21 protein-coding genes are annotated in these 23,395 nt (G+C 67.4%); 3 read left to right on the forward strand and 18 right to left on the reverse strand.

Annotation, left to right across the window (positions count from 1 at the left end; all coding sequences use genetic code 11):
• Nucleotides 1–16: 16 nt before the first annotated feature.
• From lpxC to ftsZ, 3 genes are all read right to left on the reverse strand, one after another.
• Complete coding sequence (gene lpxC / locus AC1EJR_RS16025; protein WP_092298574.1) at nt 17–934, reverse strand: UDP-3-O-acyl-N-acetylglucosamine deacetylase; 918 nt, start codon at nt 932–934, stop codon at nt 17–19.
• A 169-nt stretch (nt 935–1,103) separates the two neighbouring features.
• Complete coding sequence (locus AC1EJR_RS16030) at nt 1,104–1,610, reverse strand: peroxiredoxin (RefSeq protein ID WP_092298571.1); 507 nt, start codon at nt 1,608–1,610, stop codon at nt 1,104–1,106.
• Nucleotides 1,611–1,971: 361 nt separating this feature from the next.
• Nucleotides 1,972–3,162 (reverse strand): cell division protein FtsZ, encoded by a 1,191-nt coding sequence (ftsZ, locus tag AC1EJR_RS16035; protein WP_092298568.1) that lies wholly within the window; start codon nt 3,160–3,162, stop codon nt 1,972–1,974.
• Between ftsZ and AC1EJR_RS16040 the strand changes: the two genes are divergently transcribed.
• Complete coding sequence (locus tag AC1EJR_RS16040) at nt 3,149–3,304, forward strand: hypothetical protein (protein WP_177219980.1); 156 nt, start codon at nt 3,149–3,151, stop codon at nt 3,302–3,304. The two genes, ftsZ and AC1EJR_RS16040, sit on opposite strands and share 14 nt — an antisense overlap.
• A 50-nt stretch (nt 3,305–3,354) precedes the next feature.
• On the opposite strand, the gene ftsA is transcribed toward AC1EJR_RS16040, so the two are convergent.
• The 15 genes from ftsA to coq7 form a co-directional block, all read right to left on the reverse strand.
• The gene (ftsA, locus tag AC1EJR_RS16045; RefSeq protein ID WP_092298565.1) at nt 3,355–4,587 is read right to left on the reverse strand and encodes a cell division protein FtsA; all 1,233 of its coding nucleotides are present in this window, start codon (nt 4,585–4,587) and stop codon (nt 3,355–3,357) included.
• Nucleotides 4,584–5,483, reverse strand: coding sequence for a cell division protein FtsQ/DivIB (locus tag AC1EJR_RS16050; protein WP_454757348.1), 900 nt, complete (start codon nt 5,481–5,483; stop codon nt 4,584–4,586). Before AC1EJR_RS16050 ends, ftsA begins: the two co-directional genes overlap by 4 nt.
• Nucleotides 5,484–5,524: 41 nt before the next feature.
• Nucleotides 5,525–6,505 (reverse strand): D-alanine--D-alanine ligase, encoded by a 981-nt coding sequence (locus tag AC1EJR_RS16055; protein WP_477113390.1) that lies wholly within the window; start codon nt 6,503–6,505, stop codon nt 5,525–5,527.
• A complete protein-coding gene (gene murC, locus AC1EJR_RS16060) occupies nt 6,502–7,935 on the reverse strand; it encodes a UDP-N-acetylmuramate--L-alanine ligase (protein ID WP_092298556.1) in 1,434 nt (477 codons plus the stop codon). The genes AC1EJR_RS16055 and murC overlap by 4 nt, the downstream gene beginning before the upstream one ends.
• Nucleotides 7,936–7,948: 13 nt before the next feature.
• The gene (gene murG / locus AC1EJR_RS16065; RefSeq protein ID WP_477113391.1) at nt 7,949–9,019 is read right to left on the reverse strand and encodes an undecaprenyldiphospho-muramoylpentapeptide beta-N-acetylglucosaminyltransferase; all 1,071 of its coding nucleotides are present in this window, start codon (nt 9,017–9,019) and stop codon (nt 7,949–7,951) included.
• The gene (gene ftsW, locus AC1EJR_RS16070; protein WP_092298550.1) at nt 9,016–10,257 is read right to left on the reverse strand and encodes a putative lipid II flippase FtsW; all 1,242 of its coding nucleotides are present in this window, start codon (nt 10,255–10,257) and stop codon (nt 9,016–9,018) included. Before ftsW ends, murG begins: the two co-directional genes overlap by 4 nt.
• The gene (gene murD, locus AC1EJR_RS16075) at nt 10,254–11,795 is read right to left on the reverse strand and encodes a UDP-N-acetylmuramoyl-L-alanine--D-glutamate ligase (protein ID WP_441643925.1); all 1,542 of its coding nucleotides are present in this window, start codon (nt 11,793–11,795) and stop codon (nt 10,254–10,256) included. Before murD ends, ftsW begins: the two co-directional genes overlap by 4 nt.
• 38 nt (nt 11,796–11,833) lie before the next feature.
• Nucleotides 11,834–13,003 carry a phospho-N-acetylmuramoyl-pentapeptide-transferase gene (gene mraY / locus AC1EJR_RS16080; RefSeq protein WP_092298544.1) on the reverse strand — a complete coding sequence of 390 codons (1,170 nt, stop codon included), beginning with the start codon at nt 13,001–13,003 and terminating at the stop codon, nt 11,834–11,836.
• A gap of 13 nt (nt 13,004–13,016) precedes the next feature.
• Nucleotides 13,017–14,417 carry a UDP-N-acetylmuramoyl-tripeptide--D-alanyl-D-alanine ligase gene (locus AC1EJR_RS16085; RefSeq protein WP_477113393.1) on the reverse strand — a complete coding sequence of 467 codons (1,401 nt, stop codon included), beginning with the start codon at nt 14,415–14,417 and terminating at the stop codon, nt 13,017–13,019.
• The gene (locus AC1EJR_RS16090; protein ID WP_441643935.1) at nt 14,414–15,961 is read right to left on the reverse strand and encodes a UDP-N-acetylmuramoyl-L-alanyl-D-glutamate--2,6-diaminopimelate ligase; all 1,548 of its coding nucleotides are present in this window, start codon (nt 15,959–15,961) and stop codon (nt 14,414–14,416) included. The genes AC1EJR_RS16085 and AC1EJR_RS16090 overlap by 4 nt, the downstream gene beginning before the upstream one ends.
• Nucleotides 15,958–17,775: a peptidoglycan D,D-transpeptidase FtsI family protein gene (locus AC1EJR_RS16095; RefSeq protein ID WP_454757350.1), complete on the reverse strand. Its 1,818-nt coding sequence runs from the start codon at nt 17,773–17,775 to the stop codon at nt 15,958–15,960. Before AC1EJR_RS16095 ends, AC1EJR_RS16090 begins: the two co-directional genes overlap by 4 nt.
• Nucleotides 17,772–18,104, reverse strand: a complete 333-nt coding sequence (ftsL, locus tag AC1EJR_RS16100) for a cell division protein FtsL (RefSeq protein WP_092298535.1) — start codon at nt 18,102–18,104, stop codon at nt 17,772–17,774. Before ftsL ends, AC1EJR_RS16095 begins: the two co-directional genes overlap by 4 nt.
• Nucleotides 18,101–19,081: a 16S rRNA (cytosine(1402)-N(4))-methyltransferase RsmH gene (gene rsmH / locus AC1EJR_RS16105; RefSeq protein WP_092298532.1), complete on the reverse strand. Its 981-nt coding sequence runs from the start codon at nt 19,079–19,081 to the stop codon at nt 18,101–18,103. Before rsmH ends, ftsL begins: the two co-directional genes overlap by 4 nt.
• Before the next feature lie 7 nt (nt 19,082–19,088).
• Nucleotides 19,089–19,517, reverse strand: a complete 429-nt coding sequence (gene mraZ / locus AC1EJR_RS16110; RefSeq protein WP_092298529.1) for a division/cell wall cluster transcriptional repressor MraZ — start codon at nt 19,515–19,517, stop codon at nt 19,089–19,091.
• Between the two features lie 449 nt (nt 19,518–19,966).
• Nucleotides 19,967–20,590 carry a 2-polyprenyl-3-methyl-6-methoxy-1,4-benzoquinone monooxygenase gene (coq7, locus tag AC1EJR_RS16115; RefSeq protein WP_092298526.1) on the reverse strand — a complete coding sequence of 208 codons (624 nt, stop codon included), beginning with the start codon at nt 20,588–20,590 and terminating at the stop codon, nt 19,967–19,969.
• 400 nt (nt 20,591–20,990) lie between these two features.
• Here coq7 and AC1EJR_RS16120 point away from each other — a divergent pair, with 400 nt between their 5' ends.
• Both AC1EJR_RS16120 and AC1EJR_RS16125 read left to right on the forward strand, forming a co-directional pair.
• Nucleotides 20,991–22,175: a porin gene (locus AC1EJR_RS16120; protein WP_092298524.1), complete on the forward strand. Its 1,185-nt coding sequence runs from the start codon at nt 20,991–20,993 to the stop codon at nt 22,173–22,175.
• Nucleotides 22,176–22,348: 173 nt separating this feature from the next.
• Complete coding sequence (locus tag AC1EJR_RS16125) at nt 22,349–23,356, forward strand: tripartite tricarboxylate transporter substrate binding protein (protein ID WP_477113395.1); 1,008 nt, start codon at nt 22,349–22,351, stop codon at nt 23,354–23,356.
• Nucleotides 23,357–23,395 lie beyond the last annotated feature (39 nt).

The following is a 23,395-nucleotide window of genomic DNA, read 5'->3' on the forward strand; positions in this document are numbered from 1 at the left end:
GCCGGGGGCGCGGTGCTCAGGCAAACGCCGGCTGCACCTGCGGCAGGAAGGCGGCGGGCGCTTCTTCCAGCTTGTCGAAGGTCACGATTTCGTACGCTTCCTGGTCCGCCAGCAGCGCGCGCAGCAGCTGGTTGTTCAGGCCGTGGCCGGACTTGTTGGCCACGTAGGCGCCAATCAGCGGATGGCCGACCACGTAGAGGTCGCCAATCGCATCGAGGATCTTGTGGCGCACGAACTCGTCGCCGTAGCGCAGTTCCTCATTGTTCAGCATGCGGTGCTCGTCCAGCACGATGGCGTTGTCCAGGCTGCCGCCACGGGCCAGGCCCATTTCGCGCAGCGCTTCTACCTCGTGGGCGAAGCCGAAGGTGCGGGCCCGGGCGATCTCGCGCACGTAGCTCGTGTCGGCGAAATCGATCGAGAACGCCTGGCCGGTCTTGTCGACGGCCGGATGGCGGAAGTCGATCGTGAACGAGAGCTTGAAGCCGAAGTACGGCTCCAGCCGGGCCAGCTTGTCGCCCTCGCGCACTTCCACGGCCTTCTTCACGCGGATGAAACGCTTGGCGGCCGACTGCTCCTCGATCCCCGCCGACTGCAGCAGGAACACGAACGACGCGGCGCTGCCGTCCATGATCGGGATTTCCTCGGCATCCACGTCGACATAGAGATTGTCGATGCCCAGGCCAGCGCAGGCCGACATCAGGTGTTCCACCGTCGAGACGCGCGCGCCGTTCTTCTGGAGCACGGACGCCAGGCGCGTGTCGCCGATGGCGCTGGCGGCCACGGGAATTTCCACCGGTTCCGGCAGATCGACACGGGTGAATACGATGCCTGCATCGACGGGGGCCGGTCGCAGGGTCAGCGTCACTTTGCGACCCGAGTGCAAACCGATGCCAACCGTCTTCACCAGGGATTTGATGGTGCGCTGTTTGAGCATGACAGCCTCAATCTCTTAGGTGGCCCACATTATAAAAAGCTATTGGGCGCAAATTTTAATAACGCCATACTACCACCGCTTGGTGTATTGCGCCGCACCACTTTGTGTCGGGTTGTTAACCAGTGTTACCAAAGTCGGCCAGACATCACTCCGGCCGAGCCAATCCGTGTCAGGCGCGCAACGCCTCAAGAACGGCTTCGGCGCTGCTGACCTTGAATTCGCCGGGGGCTTCCACGAACAGGTGGGTGACCACGCCGTCGTCCAGCACCATCGCGTAGCGCTTGGCGCGCACGCCCAGGCCGCGCTGGCTCAGGTCCTGGTCCAGCCCGAGGGCCTTGGCCCATTGTGCAGCGCCGTCGGCCATCATGCGGACTTTGCCGCCGGTCTGCTGCTCACGGCCCCAGGCGCCCATCACGAAGGCGTCGTTGACCGCGTGGCACCAGATCTCGTCCACACCGGCCGCCCGGAACTGGTCGGCTTGCTCGACGAAACCGGGCACGTGCTTGGCGGAGCAGGTCGGCGTGAACGCGCCGGGCAGGCCGAACACGACAATGCGGCGGCCCTTGACCAGGTCGGCCACCGGGAAGGCATTGGGTCCGAGCGCGCAACCGCCGGTCTCGGTTTCGAAGAATTCGTACAGGGTGGCGTCGGGGACGCGCTGGCCAACACTGATCATGGGGGCGATTTCCTAAAGGCCGAAAAAGACGAAAGTCCGGGCTGGTGAAAACCCTGACTGCAATCATAGGCCACAAAAACGACTGCGCGGCGCACCGGTTCGGCACGCCGCGCGGACGACGAGGCATCCCGCCGCGGGAAGGCGGGAACAGTCCGGGGAGGCGGCCGAAGGCACGCCTGTCCCGGCAACGGGATGCGGGCGGAGACAGTGCCGACGCGGGCGCGGCGCAGCCGGGCGCGCTGACGGGCTACGTCAGTCCTGGCGAATGCCGAGCGGATAGGGAGCGCTCAGGCTTCGCGGATCAGACCACGTGCAACCCGCCAGGCGCACGGCCGCAGCCGCCGCCCTGCCGGTAGCCAACTCAGTCCGCCTGCTTGCGCAGGAAGGCCGGGATGTCGTACGTGTCCACACCCTTTTCCTGCAGCGCCGCCACGTGAGCCGATGCCGACTCACGCGAGCTGCGCCACACGGCCGGCGTATCCAGGCCGCTGTAGTCCGGCGAGGCATGCGCCGGGGCAGCGGTCATGCCGCCCATCATCTGCATCGGGATGTTGTCCGTGCCGGTCTTCAGCAGCGTCATCGGCTGCTGCTTCTTGGCCGAACGGCCCAGGCCCGTGGCCACCACGGTCACGCGCAGTGCGTCGCCCATCGAATCGTCGTACACCGTACCGAAGATCACCGTGGCATCTTCCGCGGCGTAGCTGCGGATGGTGTTCATGACTTCCTTGGTTTCCGACAGCTTCAGCGAGCGGCTGGCCGTGATGTTGACCAGCACGCCGCGCGCGCCGGACAGGTCCACGCCTTCCAACAGCGGGCTGGCGACGGCCTGCTCGGCAGCCAGGCGGGCGCGGTCCACGCCGGACACGGTTGCCGTGCCCATCATGGCCTTGCCCTGCTCGCCCATCACCGTCTTCACGTCTTCGAAGTCGACGTTCACGAGGCCGTCAACGTTGATGATCTCGGCAATGCCGGCCACCGCGTTGTGCAGCACGTCGTCGGCGCACTGGAAGCACTTGTCCATCTCGGCGTCGTCGCCCATCACCTCGAACAGCTTCTCGTTGAGCACCACGATCAGCGAGTCCACCGACGACTCCAGTTCGCCCGAGCCATGTTCGGCCACCTTGGCGCGACGTGCGCCTTCGAAGTCGAACGGCTTGCTGACCACACCCACGGTCAGGATGCCCATTTCCTTGGCCACCTGCGCCACGATCGGGGCGGCGCCGGTACCGGTGCCACCGCCCATGCCGGCAGTGATGAAGACCATGTGCGCACCGCGCAGGGAATCGGCGATCTGCTCGCGCGCCTGTTCGGCGCAGTTGCGACCCACCTCCGGCTTGGCGCCGGCGCCCAGACCCGTATTACCGAGTTGCAGCACGCGCGACGCCGTGGAGCGCTTGAGCGCCTGGGCATCGGTGTTCATGCAGATGAATTCCACGCCCTGCACGCCACGGCTGATCATGTGCTGCACGGCGTTGCCGCCCGCACCGCCCACACCCACCACCTTGATGATGGTGCCGTCCTGCATCTCCGATTCGATCATGTCAAAGTCCATCACTGCCTCCGTGAAAAATCAGTCCCCAAACGCTGCAGCCTCCCCGCCGCAGCCCTTGGTTCCTGAACAAGAAACCAAAATAGAAGAAGAAAACCTGCTCAACGTGCCATCGCGCGATTCGATGACCGCGACGCATGGCTGACTCGTAAAACGTCTAAAAAAATCCCTAAAACAACCTGACCACGTCCAGCGTCAGAAGTTGCCGACAAACCATTCCTTCATGCGCGTCCACACCTGCTTCACCGAGCCGCTCTGCACGGCCACCTTGCGGCCACGCATGCGCTGCACCCGGCCTTCCAGCAGCAGGCCCATCACCGTGGAGTAGCGCGGGCTCTTCACCACCTCGTGCAGGTTGCCGCGATACTCGGGCACACCCACGCGCACCGGCTTCAGGAAGATGTCCTCGCCCAGTTCCACCATGCCCGGCATCATCGCCGTGCCGCCGGTGATCACCACGCCGGACGACAGCAGTTCCTCGTAGCCGGACTCGCGCACCACCTGGTGCACCAGCGAATACAGTTCCTCGATGCGCGGCTCGATCACGGCCGCCAGCGCCTGACGGCTCAGCGTGCGCGTGCCTCGGTCGCCCACGCCCGGCACCTCGATCATGTCGTCCGGGTCGGCAATCGCCTGCTTGGCAATGCCGTACTGGATCTTGATGTCCTCGGCGTCCGGCGTCGGCGTGCGCAGCGCCATCGCAATATCGTTGGTGATCTGGTCCCCGGCGATCGGGATCACGGCCGTATGCCGGATCGCGCCCTCGCTGAAGATGGCGATGTCCGTGGTGCCGCCGCCAATGTCGACCAGCACCACGCCCAGTTCCTTCTCGTCCTCCGTCAGCACGGCCAGGCTCGACGCCAGCGGCTGCAGGATCAGGTCATGCACTTCCAGCCCGCAGCGGCGCACGCACTTGACGATGTTCTGCGCCGCGCTGACCGCGCCCGTGACGATATGGACCTTGACCTCCAGGCGGATGCCGCTCATGCCGATGGGCTCGCGCACGTCCTCCTGGCCGTCGATGATGAATTCCTGCGTCAGGATGTGCAGGATCTGCTGATCGGTCGGGATGTTGACCGCCTTGGCGGTCTCGATCACCCGGGCCACGTCCGTCTGCGTGACCTCCTTGTCCTTGATGGCCACCATCCCGCTCGAATTGAAGCTGCGGATATGGCTGCCGGCAATGCCGGTGAAGACCTCGGCGATCTTGCAGTCGGCCATCAGCTCGGCCTCCTCCAGCGCGCGCTGGATCGACTGCACGGTGGCCTCGATATTGACCACGACCCCCTTCTTCAGACCCTTGGACTCGGACTGGCCCATCCCGATCACTTCGTAGCTGCCGTCGGGGCGCAGTTCCGCGACCACCGCCGCCACCTTCGAGGTGCCGATGTCGAGACCGACCAGTAAGTCCTTGTATTCCTTGCTCATCGGGTTTTCTCCGCGTTCTTGCTCTTGAGTCGCGTCGGATTGTTATTGGGATTGCCTGCCGGCACCGTTGCCGGGGCCGGTCCTGCGGAGGCCTTGGCCGCCGCCTTGGCTGCCGCGGCAGCCTGGGCGTCAGTCAGGAACCTGACGTTGGCCGCGCGGATCGCGAAGCCGTTGGGGTAGCGCAGGTCGGCGTAGTCCACCTGCTTGCCCACCTGCTCGGTCACCTGCGGCCAGGCGGCCACGAAGCGCTTGACCCGCGCCTCCATGGCTGCCCGATCCTCATCGGTCTGCTCACGACCCAGCTCGATCACCATGCCGTTCGACAGCCGCGTCCGCCACGCATAGCGCGACGACAGCGCCACCGACAGGGGCTCGGCCTTCAGCGGCTTGAACCATTGCCGCATGACTTCCAGCTTCTCGACCACCTCGGCCTCGCTGTCCGGCGGCCCGTCGAGCGCCAGCAGCTGGGCATCTTCCTCGGCCTCGGCGGTGTTGGCGACGAACACCTCGCCATAGGTATTGAGGAGCCGGCCGCTTTCCGGGCTGCCCCAGGTACCCAGCGCCTCGTGCTCCTCCACCTCCACCGCCAGCCCGTTCGGCCATTCGCGGCGGACGCTCGCGTGCCGCACCCAGGGCACCGATTCGAACGCCTGACGCGCCGTGTTCAGGTCCAACGTAAAGAAATTGCCAGACAGCTTGCCCAGCGCGTTGGCGCGCACGCTCGGCCCATTCACGTGGCGCAGCGCCTGGCCGTCCATCGCGTGCAGCTCCACATGGGTGATGGCGAACACCGGCCGCTGGGCCAGCCACAGCAGGCCCGCCCCGAGCGCCATCAGCGCCACCAGTGCGTAGAGCACGGAGGCGATCAGGTTGAGGAGGCGCGCGTTATGCCACATGGGTCGGGTTCAGGAGCTGTGTTTTCGTCGAATTACGGTTATCAGGGCTTCCAGTGCTCGTTCGGATGCAGGTCCAGCGTGGCCTGCGCCACCACCTGGATCACGAAGTCCTCATAGCTGATGCCCACCGCGCGCGCCGCCATCGGCACCAGCGAGTGGCCGGTCATGCCGGGGGACGTGTTCATTTCCAGCAGGTAGGGCTTGCTGTCGCGGGTCAGCATTACGTCGGCGCGGGCCCAGCCACGGCAGCCGAGCACACGGAACGCTTCTACGGCCAGGGCGCGCACCTCGTTCTCGAGCGCCTCAGGCAAGGTCGAGGGGCACAGATATTGGGTAACGTCAGTAAAGTACTTATTTTGATAGTCGTAGTTCGACTCGGGCGCAACAATCTTGATGACCGGCAGCGCTTCGGCGGTCGCGCCCTCGCCCACGATGGGGCAAGTCAACTCCGCGCCGTCGATAAAACTCTCGGCCAGCACGTCGTCATCCAGCACCGCCGCCTTCTCGAAAGCCTCGCGCATCTGGCTGGTATCCGTGACCCTGGTCAGGCCGATCGACGACCCTTCGCGGGCCGGCTTGACGATCAGCGGCAGGCCGAGATCCGCCACCACGGCGTTGAAATCGGTATCGGGGCGCAGCACCGCAAAGCGCGGCGTGGGCAGGCCGTGGGACATCCAGAGCCGCTTGGTGGCCGGCTTGTCCATGGCCAGCGCGGACGCCAGCACGCCACTGCCGGTGTACGGAATGCCCAGCATCTCGAGCATGCCCTGAATCGTGCCGTCCTCGCCGTAGCGGCCATGCAGCGCGATAAAGACGCGGTCGAAGCCGGCGGCAGCCAGTTCGGCCACCGGTTGCAGGGCCGGGTCGAACGGGTGGGCATCCACGCCGCGCGCGCGCAGCGCCGCCAGCACGCCGTTGCCGGACATCAGCGACACCTCGCGTTCGGCCGAACGGCCGCCCAGCAGCACGCCAACCTTGCCCAGCGATTTCGGGTCGATATTGGGATGGGCGACGAAGCTCATGCCTGGCCTCCTGCCGGACTAACTTGGGTAACTTGTTGCGATACGAGCTGGCCGGGCACCGTGCCGATCGTGCCGGCGCCCATGGTCACGACCACGTCGCCCGGCTGGACGGCGGTCAGGATGGCCTGCGGCATGTCCTCGATCTGCTCGACGAAGACCGGCTCCACCTTGTTGGCCACGCGCAGCGCGCGGGTCATCGCCCGGCCGTCGGCAGCCACGATGGGCGACTCGCCGGCGGCGTAGACCTCGGCCAGCAGCAGCGCGTCCACGGTGCCGAGCACCTTCACGAAATCTTCGAAACAGTCGCGCGTCCGCGTGAAGCGGTGCGGCTGGAACGCCAGCACAAGGCGGCGGCCCGGGAAGGCCCCGCGCGCGGCGGCCAGCGTGGCGGCCATCTCCACCGGGTGGTGACCGTAGTCGTCCACCAGCGTGAAGGTGCCCTGCCCGTCGGCCGTGGCCACCTCGCCATAGCGCTGAAAGCGGCGGCCCACGCCGTGGAACTCGCGCAGCGCCTTGACGATGGCGGCGTCCGGCACCTCCAGCTCGGTGGCGATGGCGATGGCGGCCAGCGCGTTCTGCACGTTGTGCAGGCCGGGGAGGTTCAGCACCACGTCGAGCGGCGGCTCGGCATGGCCGTTGAGCTGCCGATGGACCGTGAAATGCATCTGGCCGTCCACCGGGCGGGCGTTGACCGCGCGGATCTGGGCGTCTTCGGCAAAGCCGTAGCGCACCACCGGCTTCGAGACGAACGGCAGGATCTCGCGCACATTCGGGTCATCGACGCACAGCACCGCGATGCCGTAGAACGGCAGCCGCTGGGTGAACTCCACGAACGCCTGCTTGAGCCGGGCGAAATCGTGCCCGTAGGTGTCCATGTGGTCCGCATCGATGTTGGTGATGACTTCCATCACCGGGAACAGGTTCAGGAACGAGGCGTCCGACTCGTCCGCCTCGGCCACGATGAAATCGCCCGTGCCCAGCCGCGCGTTGGCGCCCGCCGAGTTCAGCCGGCCGCCGATCACGAAGGTCGGGTCGAGCCCGCCCTCGGCCAGCACCGACGCCACGAGGCTCGTGGTGGTGGTCTTGCCGTGCGTGCCGGCAATGGCGATGCCCTGCTTCAGGCGCATCAGTTCGGCCAGCATGATCGCGCGCGGCACCACGGGGATGCGGCGCGCCCGGGCGGCCAGCACCTCGGGGTTGTCATTGGTGACCGCCGTCGAGACCACGACGGCATTGGCGCCTTCCACATGGCCGGCGTCGTGGCCATGGAAGACGCGCGCGCCCAGCGTGGCCAGCCGCCGCGTGGCGGCGTTGCTGCCCACGTCCGAGCCCGAGACCTTGTAGCCCAGGTTCAGCAGGACCTCGGCGATGCCGCTCATGCCGGCGCCCCCGATGCCTACGAAGTGGATGTTTTTAACGATGTGCTTCATTGATTCGTATAGGTCAGTGGCCCGCCATCTCTTGGCAAATCTCGGCGACGCGCCGGGTTGCCTCAGGTTTGGCCAGGCCGCGCGCCAGGCGCGCCATGTCTTTCAGTTGTGGCCGCGACAGGCTGGCCAGCGTCTGCGCCAGCCCCTCCGCGGTCAATACGTTCTGTTGCACCAGCAACGCGGCGCCCTGCTTCGACAGGAACTTCGCGTTGGTGGTCTGGTGGTCGTCCACCGCGTGCGGAAACGGCACGAACAGGGCCGCCACACCGGCGGCGGCCACTTCGGAAACCGTCATCGCGCCCGCGCGGCAGATGACCAGATCGGCGTCGGCATAGGCCGCCGCCATGTCGTCGATGAACGGCACGGTGTCGCCCGCCACGCCGGCTGCGGCGTAGTTGGCGCGCAATATGTCGATCTGCTTGGCGCCGGCCTGATGCCGCACCACCGGGCGCTGGCCCTCGGGCAGCAGCGCGATGGCCTTCGGCACCACGTCGTTCAGCGCCGCCGCGCCCAGGCTGCCGCCCACCACCAGCACCCGCAGCGGGCCGGTGCGATGGTCGTAGCGCGCCTCGGGCGCCGGCAGGCTCGCCAGTTCCTCGCGCACCGGGTTGCCGGTCCACTCGCTGTTCGGCAGCGCGTCCGGGAACGCGCAGAGCACCCGGTCGGCCACCTTGGCCAGCACCTTGTTGGTCAGGCCGGCAATCGAGTTCTGCTCGTGCAGCACCAGCGGGCGGCCCAGCAGCGATGCCATCATCCCGGCCGGGAAGGTGATGTAGCCACCCATGCCCAGCACCACGTCCGGGCGCACCCGGCGCAACGCGCCGATGCTCTGCCAGAACGCGCGCAGCAGGTTCAGCGGCAGCAGCAGCTTGGTGATCAGCCCCTTGCCGCGCAGCCCGCCGAACTGGATGAATTCCATCGGGATATCGTGCTTCGGCACCAGCGTGGCTTCCATGCCGGTACGGTTGCCGAGCCAGACCACGCGCCAGCCGGCGTCGCGCAGCGCGTGCGCGACCGCCAGCCCCGGGAACACGTGGCCCCCGGTGCCGCCAGCCATCACGAGCAGCGTGCGCGGATCGCTCATACCTTCCCTCCGCGCATCAAGACCCGATTTTCGTAGTCGATCCGCAACACGATCGCCAGCCCGATGCAGTTCATCAGGATGCCCGAGCCGCCATAGCTGACCAGCGGCAGCGTCAGCCCCTTGGTCGGCAGCAGGCCCAGGTTCACGCCCATGTTGATGAAGGTCTGCCAGCCGAGCCACACGCCGATGCCCTTGGCGACCAGCCCGGCGAAGGTCCGGTCGAGCTGGAGCGCCGTGCGGCCGATGTCGAAGGCGCGGCGCACGAGCCAGTAGAACAGCACGATCATCACCAGCACGCCGATAAAGCCGAATTCCTCGCCGATCACGGCCAGGATGAAGTCGGTATGCGCTTCGGGCAGGTAGTGCAGCTTCTCGATGCTGCCGCCCAGGCCCACCCCGGTCCACTCGCCCCGGCCGAACGCGATCAGCGAGTGCGTGAGCTGGTACGCCTTGCCCAGCGCGTTGCTCTCTTCCCACGGGCTCAGATAGGCAAAAATCCGCTCGCGGCGCCATGGCGAGGCCGTGATCAGCAGCGCGAACGCGCCGATCGCCACCCCGACCAGCCCGGCGAACAGCTTGCCGTTGATGCCGCCGAGGAACAGGATGCCCATCGCCACGGCCGCGATCACCAGGAACGCGCCCATGTCCGGCTCGAGCAGCAGCAGCATGCCCACCAGCACCACGGCCACGCCCATCGGCAGGAAGCCCTTGGACACGGTCTGCATCCATTCCTGCTTGCGCACCGTGTAGTTGGCCGCGTACAGCACCACGGCCAGCTTCATCAGCTCCGACGGCTGGAAATTCATCACGCCGAGCGGAATCCAGCGCCGCGCGCCGTTCACGCCCTTGCCGACGAACGGCACCAGCACGAGCACCAGCAGCACCAGCGCGATGATGAACAGCTTGGGCGCGTATTTATCCCAGACCTTGACCGGTATCTGGAACGCCACCAGCCCCGCCGACAGCCCGATGAACAGCGCGAACGCGTGGCGCACCAGGAAGTGGCTCTCGCGGTAGTTGGCGTAGCGCGGCGAGTCAGGCAGCGCGATGGACGCCGAGTAGACCATCACCAGCCCGAGCGTCAGCAGCACGATGGCCACCCAGAGCAGCGGCTGGTCGTACTCCATCATGCGGGAGCGCGTGGGCTTGACGCCGGACACGGCGTCGCGCAGCCCACCCCAGGCATTGCCGATGGTGGCGCCGATGAAACCGCTGCGCTTGACCTGCGAGTCGCTCATGGCAGGATCCCCCGGGACAGGGCCAGTTCTTCCACCGCGCCACGGAACACCTCGGCGCGATGCACGTAGTTGCGGAACATGTCGAGACTGGCGCACGCGGGCGAGAGCAGCACCACGTCGCCGTTCTCGGCCAGATGGGACGATTTCTCGACCGCTTCCTCGAGCGTGGCGGCGTCCACCAGCTGCGTGCCGGTGTCAGCCAGCGCGGCGCGCAGCTCGCCGGCGTCCTTGCCGATCAGCACCACGGCGCGCGCGTACTGCGCCACCGGCTGCGCCAGCGGCGAGAAATCCTGGCCCTTGCCTTCGCCGCCGGCGATCAGGACCACGCGCTTGTCCAGCCCGGACAGCGCGGCCACCGTGGCGCCCACGTTGGTGCCCTTGCTGTCGTCGAAATACTCGACCTCGTCGATCGTCGCCACCCATTCCACGCGGTGCGGCTCGCCGCGATACTCGCGCAGGCCGTGCAGCAGCGCGTTCATCGGCAGGTCGATGGCACGGCACAGCGCCAGCGCGGCCATGGCGTTGGTGGCGTTGTGCATGCCGCGGATGTGCAGCGCGTCGGCCGGCATCAGGCGCTTGTGGCGCACCGGCACGGCTTCCTCGACGACCTGCGCCCCCTTGCGGCGGCGCGGCTTCGGCTCGGCGTCGGCCTCGGTGTCCGGTTCGGCCAGCACCAGCCAGGGCATGCCGCCCTCGCGCAGCACGCCGTAGCTGCCAGCCGTCTCGGGCAGATCGGTGCCGAAGGTGACCAGCGGCGCACCCGAAGTGACGAGCGCCGTACCGGCGCGCGCCATGGCCATCGTCATGGGGTCATTGCGGTTCAACACCTGCACGCACGCCTTGTCGGCCGGCCCGAAGATGCGCGCCTTGGATGCGGCATAGGCTTCCATGCTGCCGTGCCAGTCGAGGTGGTCTTGCGAGATGTTGAGCACGGTGGCCGCGTGCGGCGCCAGCGTGTGGGTGGTTTCCAGCTGGAAGCTCGACAGTTCGAGCACCCAGACGTCCGGCAGCATGGCGCTGGCGATGCAGGCCGACAGCTTGTCCAGCGCGGACGGGCTGATATTGCCCGCCACGGCCACGGTCTTGCCGGCGCGCTCGACCAACCTTCCGGTCAGCGCCGTGGTGGTGGTCTTGCCGTTCGTGCCGGTGATGGCCAGCACGCGCGGCGCGTAGCCGGACACGCCTTCCAGATAGCCGAGCGCCTGGGCGAACAATTCGATCTCGCCCCAGACTGGGATGCCACGCGCGGCGGCGGCGTCGAGCACGGCCTTCGTGCCCGCTTCCAGCGGCGACAGGCCCGGGCTGATCGCCACGAGGCCGATGTCGTCCAGCAGGCCATCCACGTTCGCGGCAAACGGACCGGCAACAAATTCGGCCGTGGTCAGCTCGGCCTGCAGGAAGGCCAGGTTGGCGGGCGCCTCGCGTGTGTCGGCCACACGCACGCGGCAGCCGTTCAGGCCGCACCAGCGTGACATGGCCAGCCCCGACTCGCCGAGGCCCAGTACCAGCACATGAGGTTTCTGCAACACGCCAAACACTTCGATTTCCCGCCTTACTAATTAGAGAGTGGATCCGGTCAACGCAGCTTCAGCGTCGACAGCCCGATCAGCACCAGCAGCATCGTGATAATCCAGAACCGCACGGTGACCTGCGTTTCCTTCCAGCCGCTCAGCTCGAAATGGTGGTGCAGCGGCGCCATGCGGAACAGCCGCCGGCCCTCGCCGTATCGGCGCTTGGTGAACTTGAACCAGGTCACCTGGAGCATCACCGACACCGTTTCCACCACGAAGATGCCGCCCATCACGAACAGCACGATTTCCTGCCGCACGATCACGGCGATGGTGCCGAGCGCGCCGCCCAGCGCCAGCGCGCCCACGTCGCCCATGAACACCTTGGCCGGATGCGCGTTGAACCAGAGGAACGCCAGCCCCGCCCCGGCCATCGCCGAGCAGAAGATCAGCAGCTCGCCGGCGCCCGGGATGTGCGGGAACAGCAGGTACTTGCTGTAGACCGTGTTACCCATCACGTAGGCAAACACGCCCAGGCCACCGCCCACCAGCACCACCGGCATGATCACCAGGCCGTCGAGGCCATCGGTCAGGTTCACGGCGTTGCTCGAGCCGACGATCACGAGGTAGGTCAGCACGATGAAGCCCATCACGCCCAGCGGGTAGCTCACTTCCTTGAAGAAGGGCACGATCAGGTTGGTCTTGTACGGCACATCGGCCCACATGCCACCCTCGATCCAGCTCAGGAACAGGCTCCACACGCGCACATTGCTGGCCTCGGAAACCGAGAACGCCAGGTAGACCGCCGCCACCAGCCCGATCAGCGTCTGCCAGAAGAACTTCTCGCGGCTGGACATGCCGCGCGGGTCGCGATACACCACCTTGCGGTAGTCATCGACCCAGCCGATGGCGCCGTAGCCCACCGTTACCAGCAGCACCACCCAGATGAAGCGGTTGCCCCAGTCGCACCAGAGCAGCGTGGAAATGCCGATCGAGAGCAGCACCAGCACCCCGCCCATGGTCGGCGTGCCCGACTTCACGAGGTGGGTCTGCGGGCCGATCGTGCGCACGGCCTGGCCGATCTTCAGTTCGGTCAGGCGACGGATTACCCACGGCCCGAAGCCGAGGCCGATCACCAGCGCGGTGAGGTTGGCCGCCACCGCGCGGAAAGTCAGGTAGTTGACGACCCGCAGGAAGCTGTAATCGTTTTGCAGCCACTGGGCCAGAGCCAATAACATCGTGTGTCTTCAGTTAGTGAGCGGAAGGTGTTGCGACCAGCGCATCGACCATCCGTTCCATGCGCATGAAGCGCGATCCCTTCACCAGCACGGCCGATGCCCCGGCTACCGTGCCCTCCTTGTCTTCGCCCAGCGCCTGCGCCAGGTCTTCCGCCTTGTCGAAATGGCGGCCCGCCGGCCCGTAGGCCTGCACCGCGTGCGGCGCCAGCTGGCCCGTGGCCCAGAGCGCCTCGATGCCGCGCGTGCGCGCGTAGTCGCCAATTTCGGTATGGAACGCCGGGCCCTGGTTGCCGACTTCGCCCATGTCGCCCAGCACCAGCAGGCGCGGCGCGGCAAACCCGGCCAGCACGTCGATGGCGGCGCGCATGGAGTCCGGATTGGCGTTGTAGGTGTCGTCGATCAGGACCGTGCCGGCCGCCGTGTGCTTGACCTGCAGGCGGCCCTTCACGGCCGTGAAACCGGCGATGCCAGCCTGGATGGCGGCCACGTCCACGCCCGCCGCCAGCGCGCAGGCCGTGGCGGCCAGCGCGTTGCGCACGTTATGGGCGCCCAGCAGTTGCAGGCGCAGGTCGAACGTCTGGCCGGGCGCGGTCACATGGAGCACCTGCACGCCGTCATCGAGCGACACCGTGGCGCGCACGTCGGCCGACGCATCGGTCCCGAACGCCATCACGCGCCGTCCGGCAGCCGCCTGGCGCCAGATCTGCGCATGCGCCCCCCCGCTCTCGGCATCCACCGGGAACACGGCCACGCCATCGGCCGGCAGCGCGGCCAGCGCGCTGGCGTGCTCGTGCGCCACCGCCTCCACGCTGACCATGAACTCCTGGTGCTCGCGCTGGGCGTTGGTGATGACGGCCACGGTCGGCTGGGCGATACCGGCCAGATAGACCGTCTCGCCCGGATGGTTCATGCCGAGTTCCAGCACCGCCAGCTTGTGGTGCGCGCGCAGGCGCAACACCGTCAGCGGCAGGCCGATGTCGTTGTTCAGATTGCCCCCCGTGGCCAGCCGGTCCGGCTCGCCCACGGCGGCGGCGAAGATCGCCGCGATCATTTCCTTGACCGTGGTCTTGCCGTTGCTGCCGGTCACGGCCACCGTGGGCAGCGTGAACTGGCGGCGCCAGCCGGCGCCGAGTTCACCCAGGCCGATGCGCGTGTCCGGGACCACGATGGCCGGCACATCGAGGCCGGTCTCGCGGCTCACCAGCACGGCAGCCGCGCCACGCGCGACCACATCGGCCAGGAAATCATGGGCGTCGAAGCGCTCGCCCTGGAGCGCGACGAACAGGTCGCCGGGCGCCACGGTACGGCTGTCGGTATGCACGCGCGTGAACGTGCGCGAGGCATCACCCACCACGCGGGCGCCGGCCATCCAGCCGGCGGCTTGCTGCAAATTGGTCATCGTGGTCTGGTTCATGCCGACACCCCCCGCGTGCCCAGCGTCAGGCGTACGTGCTCGCGATCGGAGAACGGGCGCTTCTTGCCCTGGATCTCCTGCGTGGCCTCGTGGCCCTTGCCGGCCACCAGCACCACATCGGCCGTGGCCGCGTGCTTGATGGCATAGAGGATGGCGGCGGCGCGATCCTCGACCAGCCGGGCGCGGGCACGGTCCTGCATGCCGTCGGCGATGGCTTCGAGGATGTCGCGCGGATCTTCGCTGCGCGGGTTGTCGCTGGTCAGGATGATGTCGTCGGCAAGACGCTCGGCCACGCCGCCCATCAGCGGGCGCTTGGTGGCATCGCGGTCGCCACCGCAGCCGAATACGCACCAGAGCCGGCCCTGACGGGCCTGCGCCACCGGGCGCAGCGCGGCCAGTGTCTGCGCGAGCGCGTCCGGCGTGTGGGCGTAGTCGACCACGGCCAGCGGGGCGTCCTGCCCGCCGAACAGCTCCATGCGGCCATCCACCGGCGTCAGGCTGCGCAGCGCGGCGAGCGCGGCATCCCACGCCACGCCCTGCGCCAGCGCGGCACCGAGCACGGCCAGCAGGTTGCTGACATTGAAATTGCCGATCATCGGCGTGGTCACGTCGGCGCTGCCGAAGCTGCCGTCGACGTGGAAGGCGGTGCCGCTGGCCGTGGCGCGCACGCCGGTGGCGCGCAGCCACTGGCCACGGGCGGCCGAGGCGCCGGCGGCGCCGTCGATCCCATATTCGATCACCTGCGGCGCGGCCACGGCAGCGGCGTTGCTGGCCAGCAGGCGGCGGCCCATCGCGTCATCGCGGTTGATCACGGCGGCGCGCAGGCCCTCCCACTGGAACAGGCTCGCCTTGGCGGCCTCGTACTCGGCCATGGTGCCGTGGTAGTCCAGGTGGTCCTGCGTCAGGTTGGTCAGCACGGCCACGGCAAACCCGGTGCCGGCCACGCGGCCCTGTTCCAGGCCGTGCGACGACACCTCCATGGCGATGGCGCGCGCGCCGGCGTCGTGGAGGTCGGCCAGGCTGGCCTGAAGCTGGACGGCGTCCGGCGTGGTGAAGCCGGTGGCCTGCAGGGCATCGGGGAAGCCAGTGCCGAGCGTGCCGATGGTCGCGCAACGCGTGCCAGTGGCCTGCAGCAGGCGGGCCAGCCATTGCGCACACGAGGTTTTGCCGTTGGTCCCGGTGATGCCGGTCACGGTCAGGCCGCGCGCGGCCACGCCATGCCAGCCGGCGGCAATCGGGCCGGCCAGTTCGTGCAATTGGGAGACGGCCAGATGCGGCACGGCATCGCCATGCGTCCAGGCGTAGCCATCGGCTTCATAGACGATGGCCGACGCGCCGGCGGCGATAGCCTTGTCGATATGGGGCCGGCCATCCGTGGCCAGCCGTTCGTTACCGAGCACGTAGGCGAAGAACACATCGCCGGGCTGCAGGCGGCGCGTATCGCCGGTGAGGCGGGCCGTGGCGGGTGCGTGCGTACGCAGCCAGGCCAGCGCGTTGCTGGCCTGGGCGGAGACTTCGAGGGGGAGCAGCGGCTTGGCCGTCATGGCGTCGTGGCCCATGGCTCGCTCTCCTGCACCTTGTCCGTCACCATTAGCTGGCGGATCGGCGAATCGGGCTGCACGTTCAGCGCCCGCAATGCCCCGCCGGTGATCGCCGCGAAGACCGGACCGGCCACCGCGCCGCCGTAGTGGCTGCCGACGGTCGGCTCGTCCACGCTGACCGCCACGATCACGCGCGGGTTGGACATCGGCGCCAGGCCGATGAACGACGCGCGGTACTTGCTGCGGTCGTAGCCGCGGCCCACGTGCTTGTATGCCGTGCCGGTCTTGCCGCCCACGCGATAGCCCATCACCTGGGCTTCGGGCGCGGTGCCGCCCGGCGCGGTCACGGTTTCCAGCATGCCGCGCACGTCGCGCGCCACCTGCGGCTTGAGGATGCGCTCGCCGGTCGCCGGGCCGTTGGTCTTGAAGATCGATACCGGGATCAGCTCGCCGTCATGGGCGAAGATCGTGTAGGCGTGCGCCACCTGGAACAGCGACACCGACAGGCCGTAGCCGTACGACATCGTCGCCTGTTCGATCGGGCGCCAGCTCTTCCAGGGCCGCACGCGGCCGGCCACGGCGCCCGGGAAGCCGATCTTCGGCGCCTGCCCCAGGCCGAGACTGGTATACATATCCCACATTTCCTGCGGCTTCATCAGCATCGCGATCTTGGTCGTGCCGATGTTGCTCGACTTCTGGATCACGCCCGACACCGTCAGCGCGCCGTAGTTGTGGGTGTCGCTGATCGTGGCGCCCTCGAACTGGTACTTGCCCGTGGTGGCCACCACCGTGGACGGCGTGACGCGGCCCAGCTGCAGCGCCAGCCCGATCGAGATCGGCTTCATCATCGAGCCGGGCTCGAAGGTATCGGTCAGCACCCGGTTGCGCAGCTGCTCGCCGGAGAGGCGGGTGCGGTCGTTCGGGTTGTAGGTGGGCCAGTTCGCCAGCGCCAGCACCTCGCCGGTCTGGGCGTCCAGCACCACGGCGCTGGCCGCCTTGGCCTTGCTGCGCTCGGCCACGGCCTTGACCTCGTTGTAGGCCAGGTACTGGATCTTGGCGTCGATGGACAACTGCATGTCCTCGCCGTCGCGCGGGGTCTTGAGGATGCCGACGTCCTCCACCACCCGGCCGAGCCGGTCCTTGATGACCTGGCGCGCGCCCGAGCGGCCGGCCAGCACGCCTTCGCGCGCCAGTTCCACGCCTTCCTGGCCCTTGTCCTCGACGTTGGTGAAGCCGACGATGTGCGCCATCGCCTCGCCTTCCGGGTAGAACCGCTTGTACTCGCGCGTCTGGTGCACGCCCTCGATCTTGAGCGCGGCGATCTTGTCGGCGGCGTCGGGCAGCACCTGCCGCTTCAGGTAGACGAAGCTCTTGTCCTCGGACAGCTTGGCCTTGAGTTCCTTCTCGGACATCTCCAGCAGCTTCGCCAGCTGGCGGATGCGCTGCGGCTCGATGTCGCTGGAGACGTCCTCGGGCACAGCCCAGATCGCCTTGACCGGCAGGCTGGTGGCCAGCACCAGCCCGTTGCGGTCCAGGATCTTGCCGCGCGTGGCGGGCAGCTCGAGCGTGCGCTGGAAGCGCTTCTTGCCCTCGGCCTCATAGAACTGGTTGCCGGGGCCCTGGATCCACAGCGCGCGGGCGGCCAGCGCGGCGAACGCCGCGAACATCAGGAACACCACCAGCTTGGAGCGCCACATCGGCAGGCGCAGGCCCAGCACCGGGCTGGCCGAGAACTGGCCGGTACGCGGGCGTGCGGCGCCACCAGCCGCCTGGCGGCCAGTGCGGGCGCGGTTTAGCGAGGGGCGGGCCATGCTCATTTGGCGGCTCCCCCGGCGGCGGGTTTTTCGGCCGGTTGCTCGGCATCCGGCGGCGTGTTGGGTAGCACCACGCCCTGCAGGTATTGGGTACGGCCGGCCAGCGCCGGCGCCATCTTGAGCTGGGTGCGCGCGGCATCGGCAATGCGCGCGCTCTTGCCGAGCGCGCTCTGCTGGTACTGCAGGCGCGACCAGTCGATATCGAGCTGCTTCTCCTCGGACTGCGCGCGCTCCAGCGCCACGAACAGCGTGCGTGCCTGGTGCTGCGCGCTGACCAGGGACAGCGCGCAGAGCAGGAGGGCAGCCAGGAGGAAGAAGGTGAGGCGATTCATGCCGGGCGGGCCTCCGGCAGCTTTTCGGCCACGCGCATCACGGCGGAGCGGGCGCGCGGGTTCTCGGCCACCTCATCGGCGCCGGGCTTGAAGCGGCCCAGCAGCTTGAGCGTAGGCTGCGGCAGGTCGGCGGCGCGCAGCGGCGCGCGGCGCAGCGCGGGATCAGCGTCCTGCTGCGGACGCGCGTGCGCCTGCATGAACCGCTTGACGATGCGGTCCTCGAGCGAATGGAAACTGATCACCACGAGGCGGCCCCCCACCTGCAACAGCTCGTAAGCCGCCTTCAGCCCGGCCTCGAGGTCCGCAAGCTCTTGATTGATGTGAATCCGTAGAGCTTGAAAGGTGCGGGTCGCAGGGTCCTGACCCTTCTCGCGTGTTTTGACGGCTTTCGCCACGAGCGCGGCAAGGTCTGAAGTAGTGGCGAGTGCTCCGCCATCGCCGGGTTCGCTCCGGCGAGCAACAATCGCCTTTGCAATCTGTACAGCAAACCGTTCTTCCCCATAGTCTCGTATCACCCTGGCAATGTCTTGCTCGTCCGCCTGTGCAAGCCACTCGGCGGCAGTCATGCCGCGCGTGGTGTCCATGCGCATGTCCAGCGGGCCCTCGAAACGAAAGGAAAACCCCCTCGCCGCCTCGTCGATCTGGGGCGAGCTGATTCCCAGGTCGAGCAGCACGCCAGCCAGCGGACCACGGTCGGCCAGCCGCCCGGCCATGTCGCCAAAGCTCGCGTGCTCAATGGAGAAGCGGGCATCCCCGATGGTGCCCGCTTCTGCGATTGCTGCCGGATCCTTGTCGAACGCGACGAGGGTGCCGGCTGGCCCCAGCCGGGCCAGGATCGCCCGGCTGTGCCCGCCCCTGCCGAACGTGCCGTCCACGTAGGCGCCGTCGGGCCGCCAGACGAGCGCCTCGACGGCCTCGTCCAGCAACACGGTGCGATGGCGCAGGGTGGTGGACCCCGGCGTTCCGGTAGGGCTCATGACCTCTTCAGAAAGAGAAATTCTTCAATGCGTCCGGCATGCCTTGTGCCATCGCCTGCGATTCCTTCGCGGCGTAGGTGGCGGCGTCCCAGACTTCGAAATGGCTGCCCATACCGAGCAGCATGACTTCCTTGTCGAGCATGGCGGCACTGCGCAGCTCCGGTGCAATCAGCACGCGGCCCGCGCCATCCATTTCCACGTCGGCGGCGTTGCCCAGGAAGATCCGCTTCCACCAGTGCGCATCCATCGGCAGCGCCGCGATACGGCTACGGAAGGTCTCCCACTCGGGGCGGGGAAAGAGCAACAGGCATCCATCCGGGTGCTTGGTCAGCGTCACCCGGCCTTCGGCCTGCTGTTGCAGCGCTTCGCGGTGCCTGGCCGGAATCGACATCCGACCCTTGGCATCGAGCGACAGCGCCGATGCTCCCTGAAACAAGCTATGCCCCCCGGTTGCCGACGGCTTACGCGCCGTGCGGCAGGTCGAACCATCCTGTCCGGTCTGTTCAAATCATCGCAGACGCAGGCCGCTTTATCACACAAAAATACACTTCCTCACACTATTTCCCACTTTAGAGGAAGCGGTATAGCGGGTCAAGGCTCGCCATCGGGCGAAAAACGGTGTTTTTTGAATCAGAACAAAGACTTAGCGCGTTGACTTCACGCACCACGAAAGTGAATCCTTAATGAAATGAAGATCTTAGGGAGCAAAGCAGAGAAACCACCTGAGAACTGCCGAGGGAGGGACTGCCGACAACGCTGGGCGAATTCCGTTCCGCGTTGTCGCGAAGGATACAACGTTTTGCCGCGAGCCCCGATTGCACAAGGGCTCACGGGACTTTTCCACAGGCCGGGCGGGCAGCCGATCCGGCTGGCCGCCGGTGGGAATCAGATGCGGTAGGCGGTGGTGGTCATCACGCGCGAGGCGGCACGCATCAGCGCGCGTACCGGGGCGGGCAGCGGCAGGCCGCCGGCGTCGCGCGCGGCATCGCCGTGGCGGATCTCGTCGTCGCGCATCTGTTCGAGGATGGCGCGGCTGCGGCCATCGGCGGGCGGCAGCTGGTCGAGGTGGCCGGTCAGGTGATGCTCGACCTGGCGCTCGGTCTCGGCGACGAAGCCCAGGCTCACGCGGTCACCGGCGCGGCCGGCCAGGAAGCCGATGGCGAACGCGCCCGCGTACCAGACCGGGTTCAGCAGGCTCGGCCGCGAGCCGAGTTCGCGCAGTCGCTCGGCACACCAGGCGAGGTGGTCTTCCTCCTCGCGCGCGGCGGCATCCATCTGCGCCCGCACCGGCGCGGTGCGCGCCGTGATCTTCTGCGCCTGGTACAGGGCCTGGGCGCAGACCTCGCCGACATGGTTGATGCGCATCAGCCCGGCCACATGGCGGCGTGCATCCGCGCTCAGTTCATCCGTCTCCGGCGCCAGGCGGTCAGCCGGGTTCGGCCGGCCGGCCCGGGTCGCGCCCGCGATGGCGCGCAGCGCCACGTCGAATTCTCGGATCAGCGTATCCATGTCTGCGATGTCTTGTCGATTTCGGTCAATCAGTGATGCGTCAAGCTTCAAGCACCCGTTTGAGCGGCATTTCACGCGGCCGATCCGATCCCCCACCAACGGGGGAGGCCGGGGCCGGCAGCGCCTCGGGATTTCCCCGCATTGTACCCGGCGCCCATCCGCACGCCCCCGGCGGCAAGCCGCGAGCAGCCCGGAACGCTGCGCCTGGACTGGTTTTCCGTACCCAGAAACCCTGAGTTGTGAAAACAAGACAAGACGTTTACCTCAGGGTCAACAAAATGCGCGCTTTTGCTAGAGTGACCGACAGCTTCCATGGAAGTTAAGCGCAGAAGAGTGGAGAGAGGGCTCAGGAGGTTCTTCGGCGCTTCATCTAATAATTCTTAAGTGGAGATAACCCAGCATGAAAAAGTCGCTAATCGCGCTTGCCGCGATGGGCGCGTTTGCCAGCGCGGCAAACGCCCAGACGAGCGTGACGCTGTACGGCGTCGTGGACGTGCCGATCGAATATAACAACCACCTGGCACCGGGCTTCAATACCAATCCGGCGACGTGGGGCCCGAATGGCCGCCCGCCGTCACTGCCCGGTGGCGGCAGCCGCGTCGGCCTGCAGACCGGCGGCGGCCTGTCCGGCTCGCGTTGGGGCCTGCGTGGCACCGAAGACCTCGGTGGCGGCCTGAAGGCGCTGTTCGTGCTGGAATCCGGTTTTGGCCTCGACGATGGCCGCTCGCAGCAAGGCGGCCGCCTGTTCGGTCGTCAAGCCTACGTGGGTATGCAGAGCGACAAGCTCGGCCGCCTGACCTTCGGCCGCCAGTACACGACGATGTTCGACATGTTCGCGAACTTCTCGCCGACCGGCTATGCCACGATCTACGAACCGGTGGTGGCCCAGCTGGGTACCAACTTCCGTTCGGACAACACGGTCAAGTACACCGCCGTGCTCGGCCCGGTCACCGCTGAAGCGCACTGGAGCTTCGGCACCGGCGTGGCCGCCATCGGCCCCGTGCCGCTGGCCAACGCAGGGGCTGGCGAAGCCCCCGGCAACTTCAACAACAACGCGGGCGGCGGCGCCGGCCTGCTGTACCTCTCGGGCCCGTTCGGCCTGACGGTGGCCTATGACGAATGGCGTCCGGCCACCACGATCGGCTCGGCGGGCAAGTCGCGCAAGATCGGCACGGCCGGCAGCTACACATTCGGCCCGTTCAAGGCGATGGTGGGCTACCGCTACGGCATGATCGAGGACAACGCCGGCAACACGCTCCAGCGCGACGACTACTTCTGGGCTGGCCTGAACTACCAGGTCACTGCCCCGCTGGGTCTGACGCTTGCGTACTTCTACGACGATCTGAAGACGCTGCGCGCCTCGTCGGCATTCGTCCAGGACAACCCGGCCAACCCGTGGCAGGTCAGCTTCGTCGCCGACTACAACTTCTCGAAGCGCACCGACGTCTACCTGACGGCCGGCTACGCCAAGAACTCGGGCCTGAACTTCGATACCTCGGCCGTGAGCTTCGCCAACGGCTACTTCATGCAACAGGGCAAGAACAGCCAGATCGGCGTGGCACTGGGTATCCGCCACAAGTTCTGACCTGAAGCATCTGATTGGGGAGGAAAGGCGCCTGCGGGCGCCTTTTTTCGTTTCCGTGACACGCCCGGGCACAGTCGGTAAGGGCTTCACCTCATCCGCGAAGTGGCGCTGGCGAGACTAGAATGGCCCCGAGACCGGAAGACCAGACAGCCGGCCGCCAACAGGAGACCCTCATGCACCACCCCCGCCGGCGCGCCCTTGCGCTGCTGCTGTCCACCGCCCTGGCTTCCCTCGCCCTGCCCGCGTCCACCGCCTTTGCCGCCGATCCGTACCCGAACAAGCCGATCCGGCTCGTGGTGCCATTCCCGGCCGGCGGCACCACCGACATCCTCGCGCGCGCCGTGGCCGCCGAGCTGTCGAAGCTGCCCGGCTGGAACGTGGTGGTGGACAACAAACCGGGCGCGGGCGGCAATATCGGCACGGACATCGTCGCCAAGTCCGCCTCGGACGGCTACACCCTGCTGATGGGCACCGTCGGCACGCACGGCATCAACCAGTCGCTCTACGCCAAGCTGCCGTTCGATCCGATCAAGGATTTCGTGCCGATCACCGAGGTGGCGTCGGTGCCGAACGTGCTGGTGGTGAACCCGGCCTTCGCGCAGCAGAACAAGATCAACAGCGTCAATGACCTGATCGGCTATGCGCGCGCCAATCCGGGCAAGCTGAACATGGCGTCGAGCGGCAACGGCACGTCCATCCACCTGGCCGGCGAGCTGTTCAAGACCCAGACCAAGACGTTCATGGTCCACTTCCCGTACCGGGGCAGCGGCCCGGCGCTGACCGACCTGTCCGGCGGCACCATGCAGCTGATGTTCGATAACCTGCCTTCGTCGATGCAACTGATCAAGAGCGGCAAGCTGAAGGCACTGGCGGTGACCAGCGCCAAGCCCTCGCCGGCCCTGCCCGACCTGCCGACCGTGGCGGCCGCCGCCAAGCTGCCGAACTTCGAGGCCAGCTCGTGGTTTGGCCTGCTGGCGCCGGCGGGCACGCCGACCGACATCGTCCATCGCATTCAGCAGGAAGTGGCCAAGAGCCTGGCCACGCCGGCCGTGCGGGAGCGCATGCTGGCCCAGGGCGCCGATCCGGTCGGCAACACGCCGGAGCAGTTCGCGGCGTTCATCCGGGCCGAGACGGCCAAATGGGCGAAGGTGGTGAAGGACTCGGGCGCCAAGGTCGATTAAGGACGTCGATCCAGAACGCGGATCTCCGGGGCATTGCAC

It is taken from the genome of Cupriavidus sp. 05T42 (assembly GCF_056396345.1).

Coding starts and splice junctions, on each gene's coding strand:
- AC1EJR_RS16055 (WP_477113390.1), bottom strand. CDS start 6,505: ATGAGCTTCGTCGCCCATCCCAATATCGACCCGAAATCGCTGGGCAAG.
- AC1EJR_RS16030 (WP_092298571.1), bottom strand. CDS start 1,610: ATGATCAGTGTTGGCCAGCGCGTCCCCGACGCCACCCTGTACGAATTC.
- AC1EJR_RS16120 (WP_092298524.1), top strand. CDS start 20,991: ATGAAAAAGTCGCTAATCGCGCTTGCCGCGATGGGCGCGTTTGCCAGC.
- murC (WP_092298556.1), bottom strand. CDS start 7,935: ATGAAGCACATCGTTAAAAACATCCACTTCGTAGGCATCGGGGGCGCC.
- ftsW (WP_092298550.1), bottom strand. CDS start 10,257: ATGAGCGACTCGCAGGTCAAGCGCAGCGGTTTCATCGGCGCCACCATC.
- lpxC (WP_092298574.1), bottom strand. CDS start 934: ATGCTCAAACAGCGCACCATCAAATCCCTGGTGAAGACGGTTGGCATC.
- AC1EJR_RS16050 (WP_454757348.1), bottom strand. CDS start 5,483: ATGTGGCATAACGCGCGCCTCCTCAACCTGATCGCCTCCGTGCTCTAC.
- ftsL (WP_092298535.1), bottom strand. CDS start 18,104: ATGAATCGCCTCACCTTCTTCCTCCTGGCTGCCCTCCTGCTCTGCGCG.
- AC1EJR_RS16085 (WP_477113393.1), bottom strand. CDS start 14,417: ATGAACCAGACCACGATGACCAATTTGCAGCAAGCCGCCGGCTGGATG.
- murG (WP_477113391.1), bottom strand. CDS start 9,019: ATGAGCGATCCGCGCACGCTGCTCGTGATGGCTGGCGGCACCGGGGGC.
- coq7 (WP_092298526.1), bottom strand. CDS start 20,590: ATGGATACGCTGATCCGAGAATTCGACGTGGCGCTGCGCGCCATCGCG.
- AC1EJR_RS16090 (WP_441643935.1), bottom strand. CDS start 15,961: ATGACGGCCAAGCCGCTGCTCCCCCTCGAAGTCTCCGCCCAGGCCAGC.
- ftsZ (WP_092298568.1), bottom strand. CDS start 3,162: ATGGACTTTGACATGATCGAATCGGAGATGCAGGACGGCACCATCATC.
- rsmH (WP_092298532.1), bottom strand. CDS start 19,081: ATGAGCCCTACCGGAACGCCGGGGTCCACCACCCTGCGCCATCGCACC.
- AC1EJR_RS16095 (WP_454757350.1), bottom strand. CDS start 17,775: ATGAGCATGGCCCGCCCCTCGCTAAACCGCGCCCGCACTGGCCGCCAG.
- AC1EJR_RS16125 (WP_477113395.1), top strand. CDS start 22,349: ATGCACCACCCCCGCCGGCGCGCCCTTGCGCTGCTGCTGTCCACCGCC.
- mraY (WP_092298544.1), bottom strand. CDS start 13,003: ATGTTATTGGCTCTGGCCCAGTGGCTGCAAAACGATTACAGCTTCCTG.
- ftsA (WP_092298565.1), bottom strand. CDS start 4,587: ATGAGCAAGGAATACAAGGACTTACTGGTCGGTCTCGACATCGGCACC.
- AC1EJR_RS16040 (WP_177219980.1), top strand. CDS start 3,149: ATGTCAAAGTCCATCACTGCCTCCGTGAAAAATCAGTCCCCAAACGCT.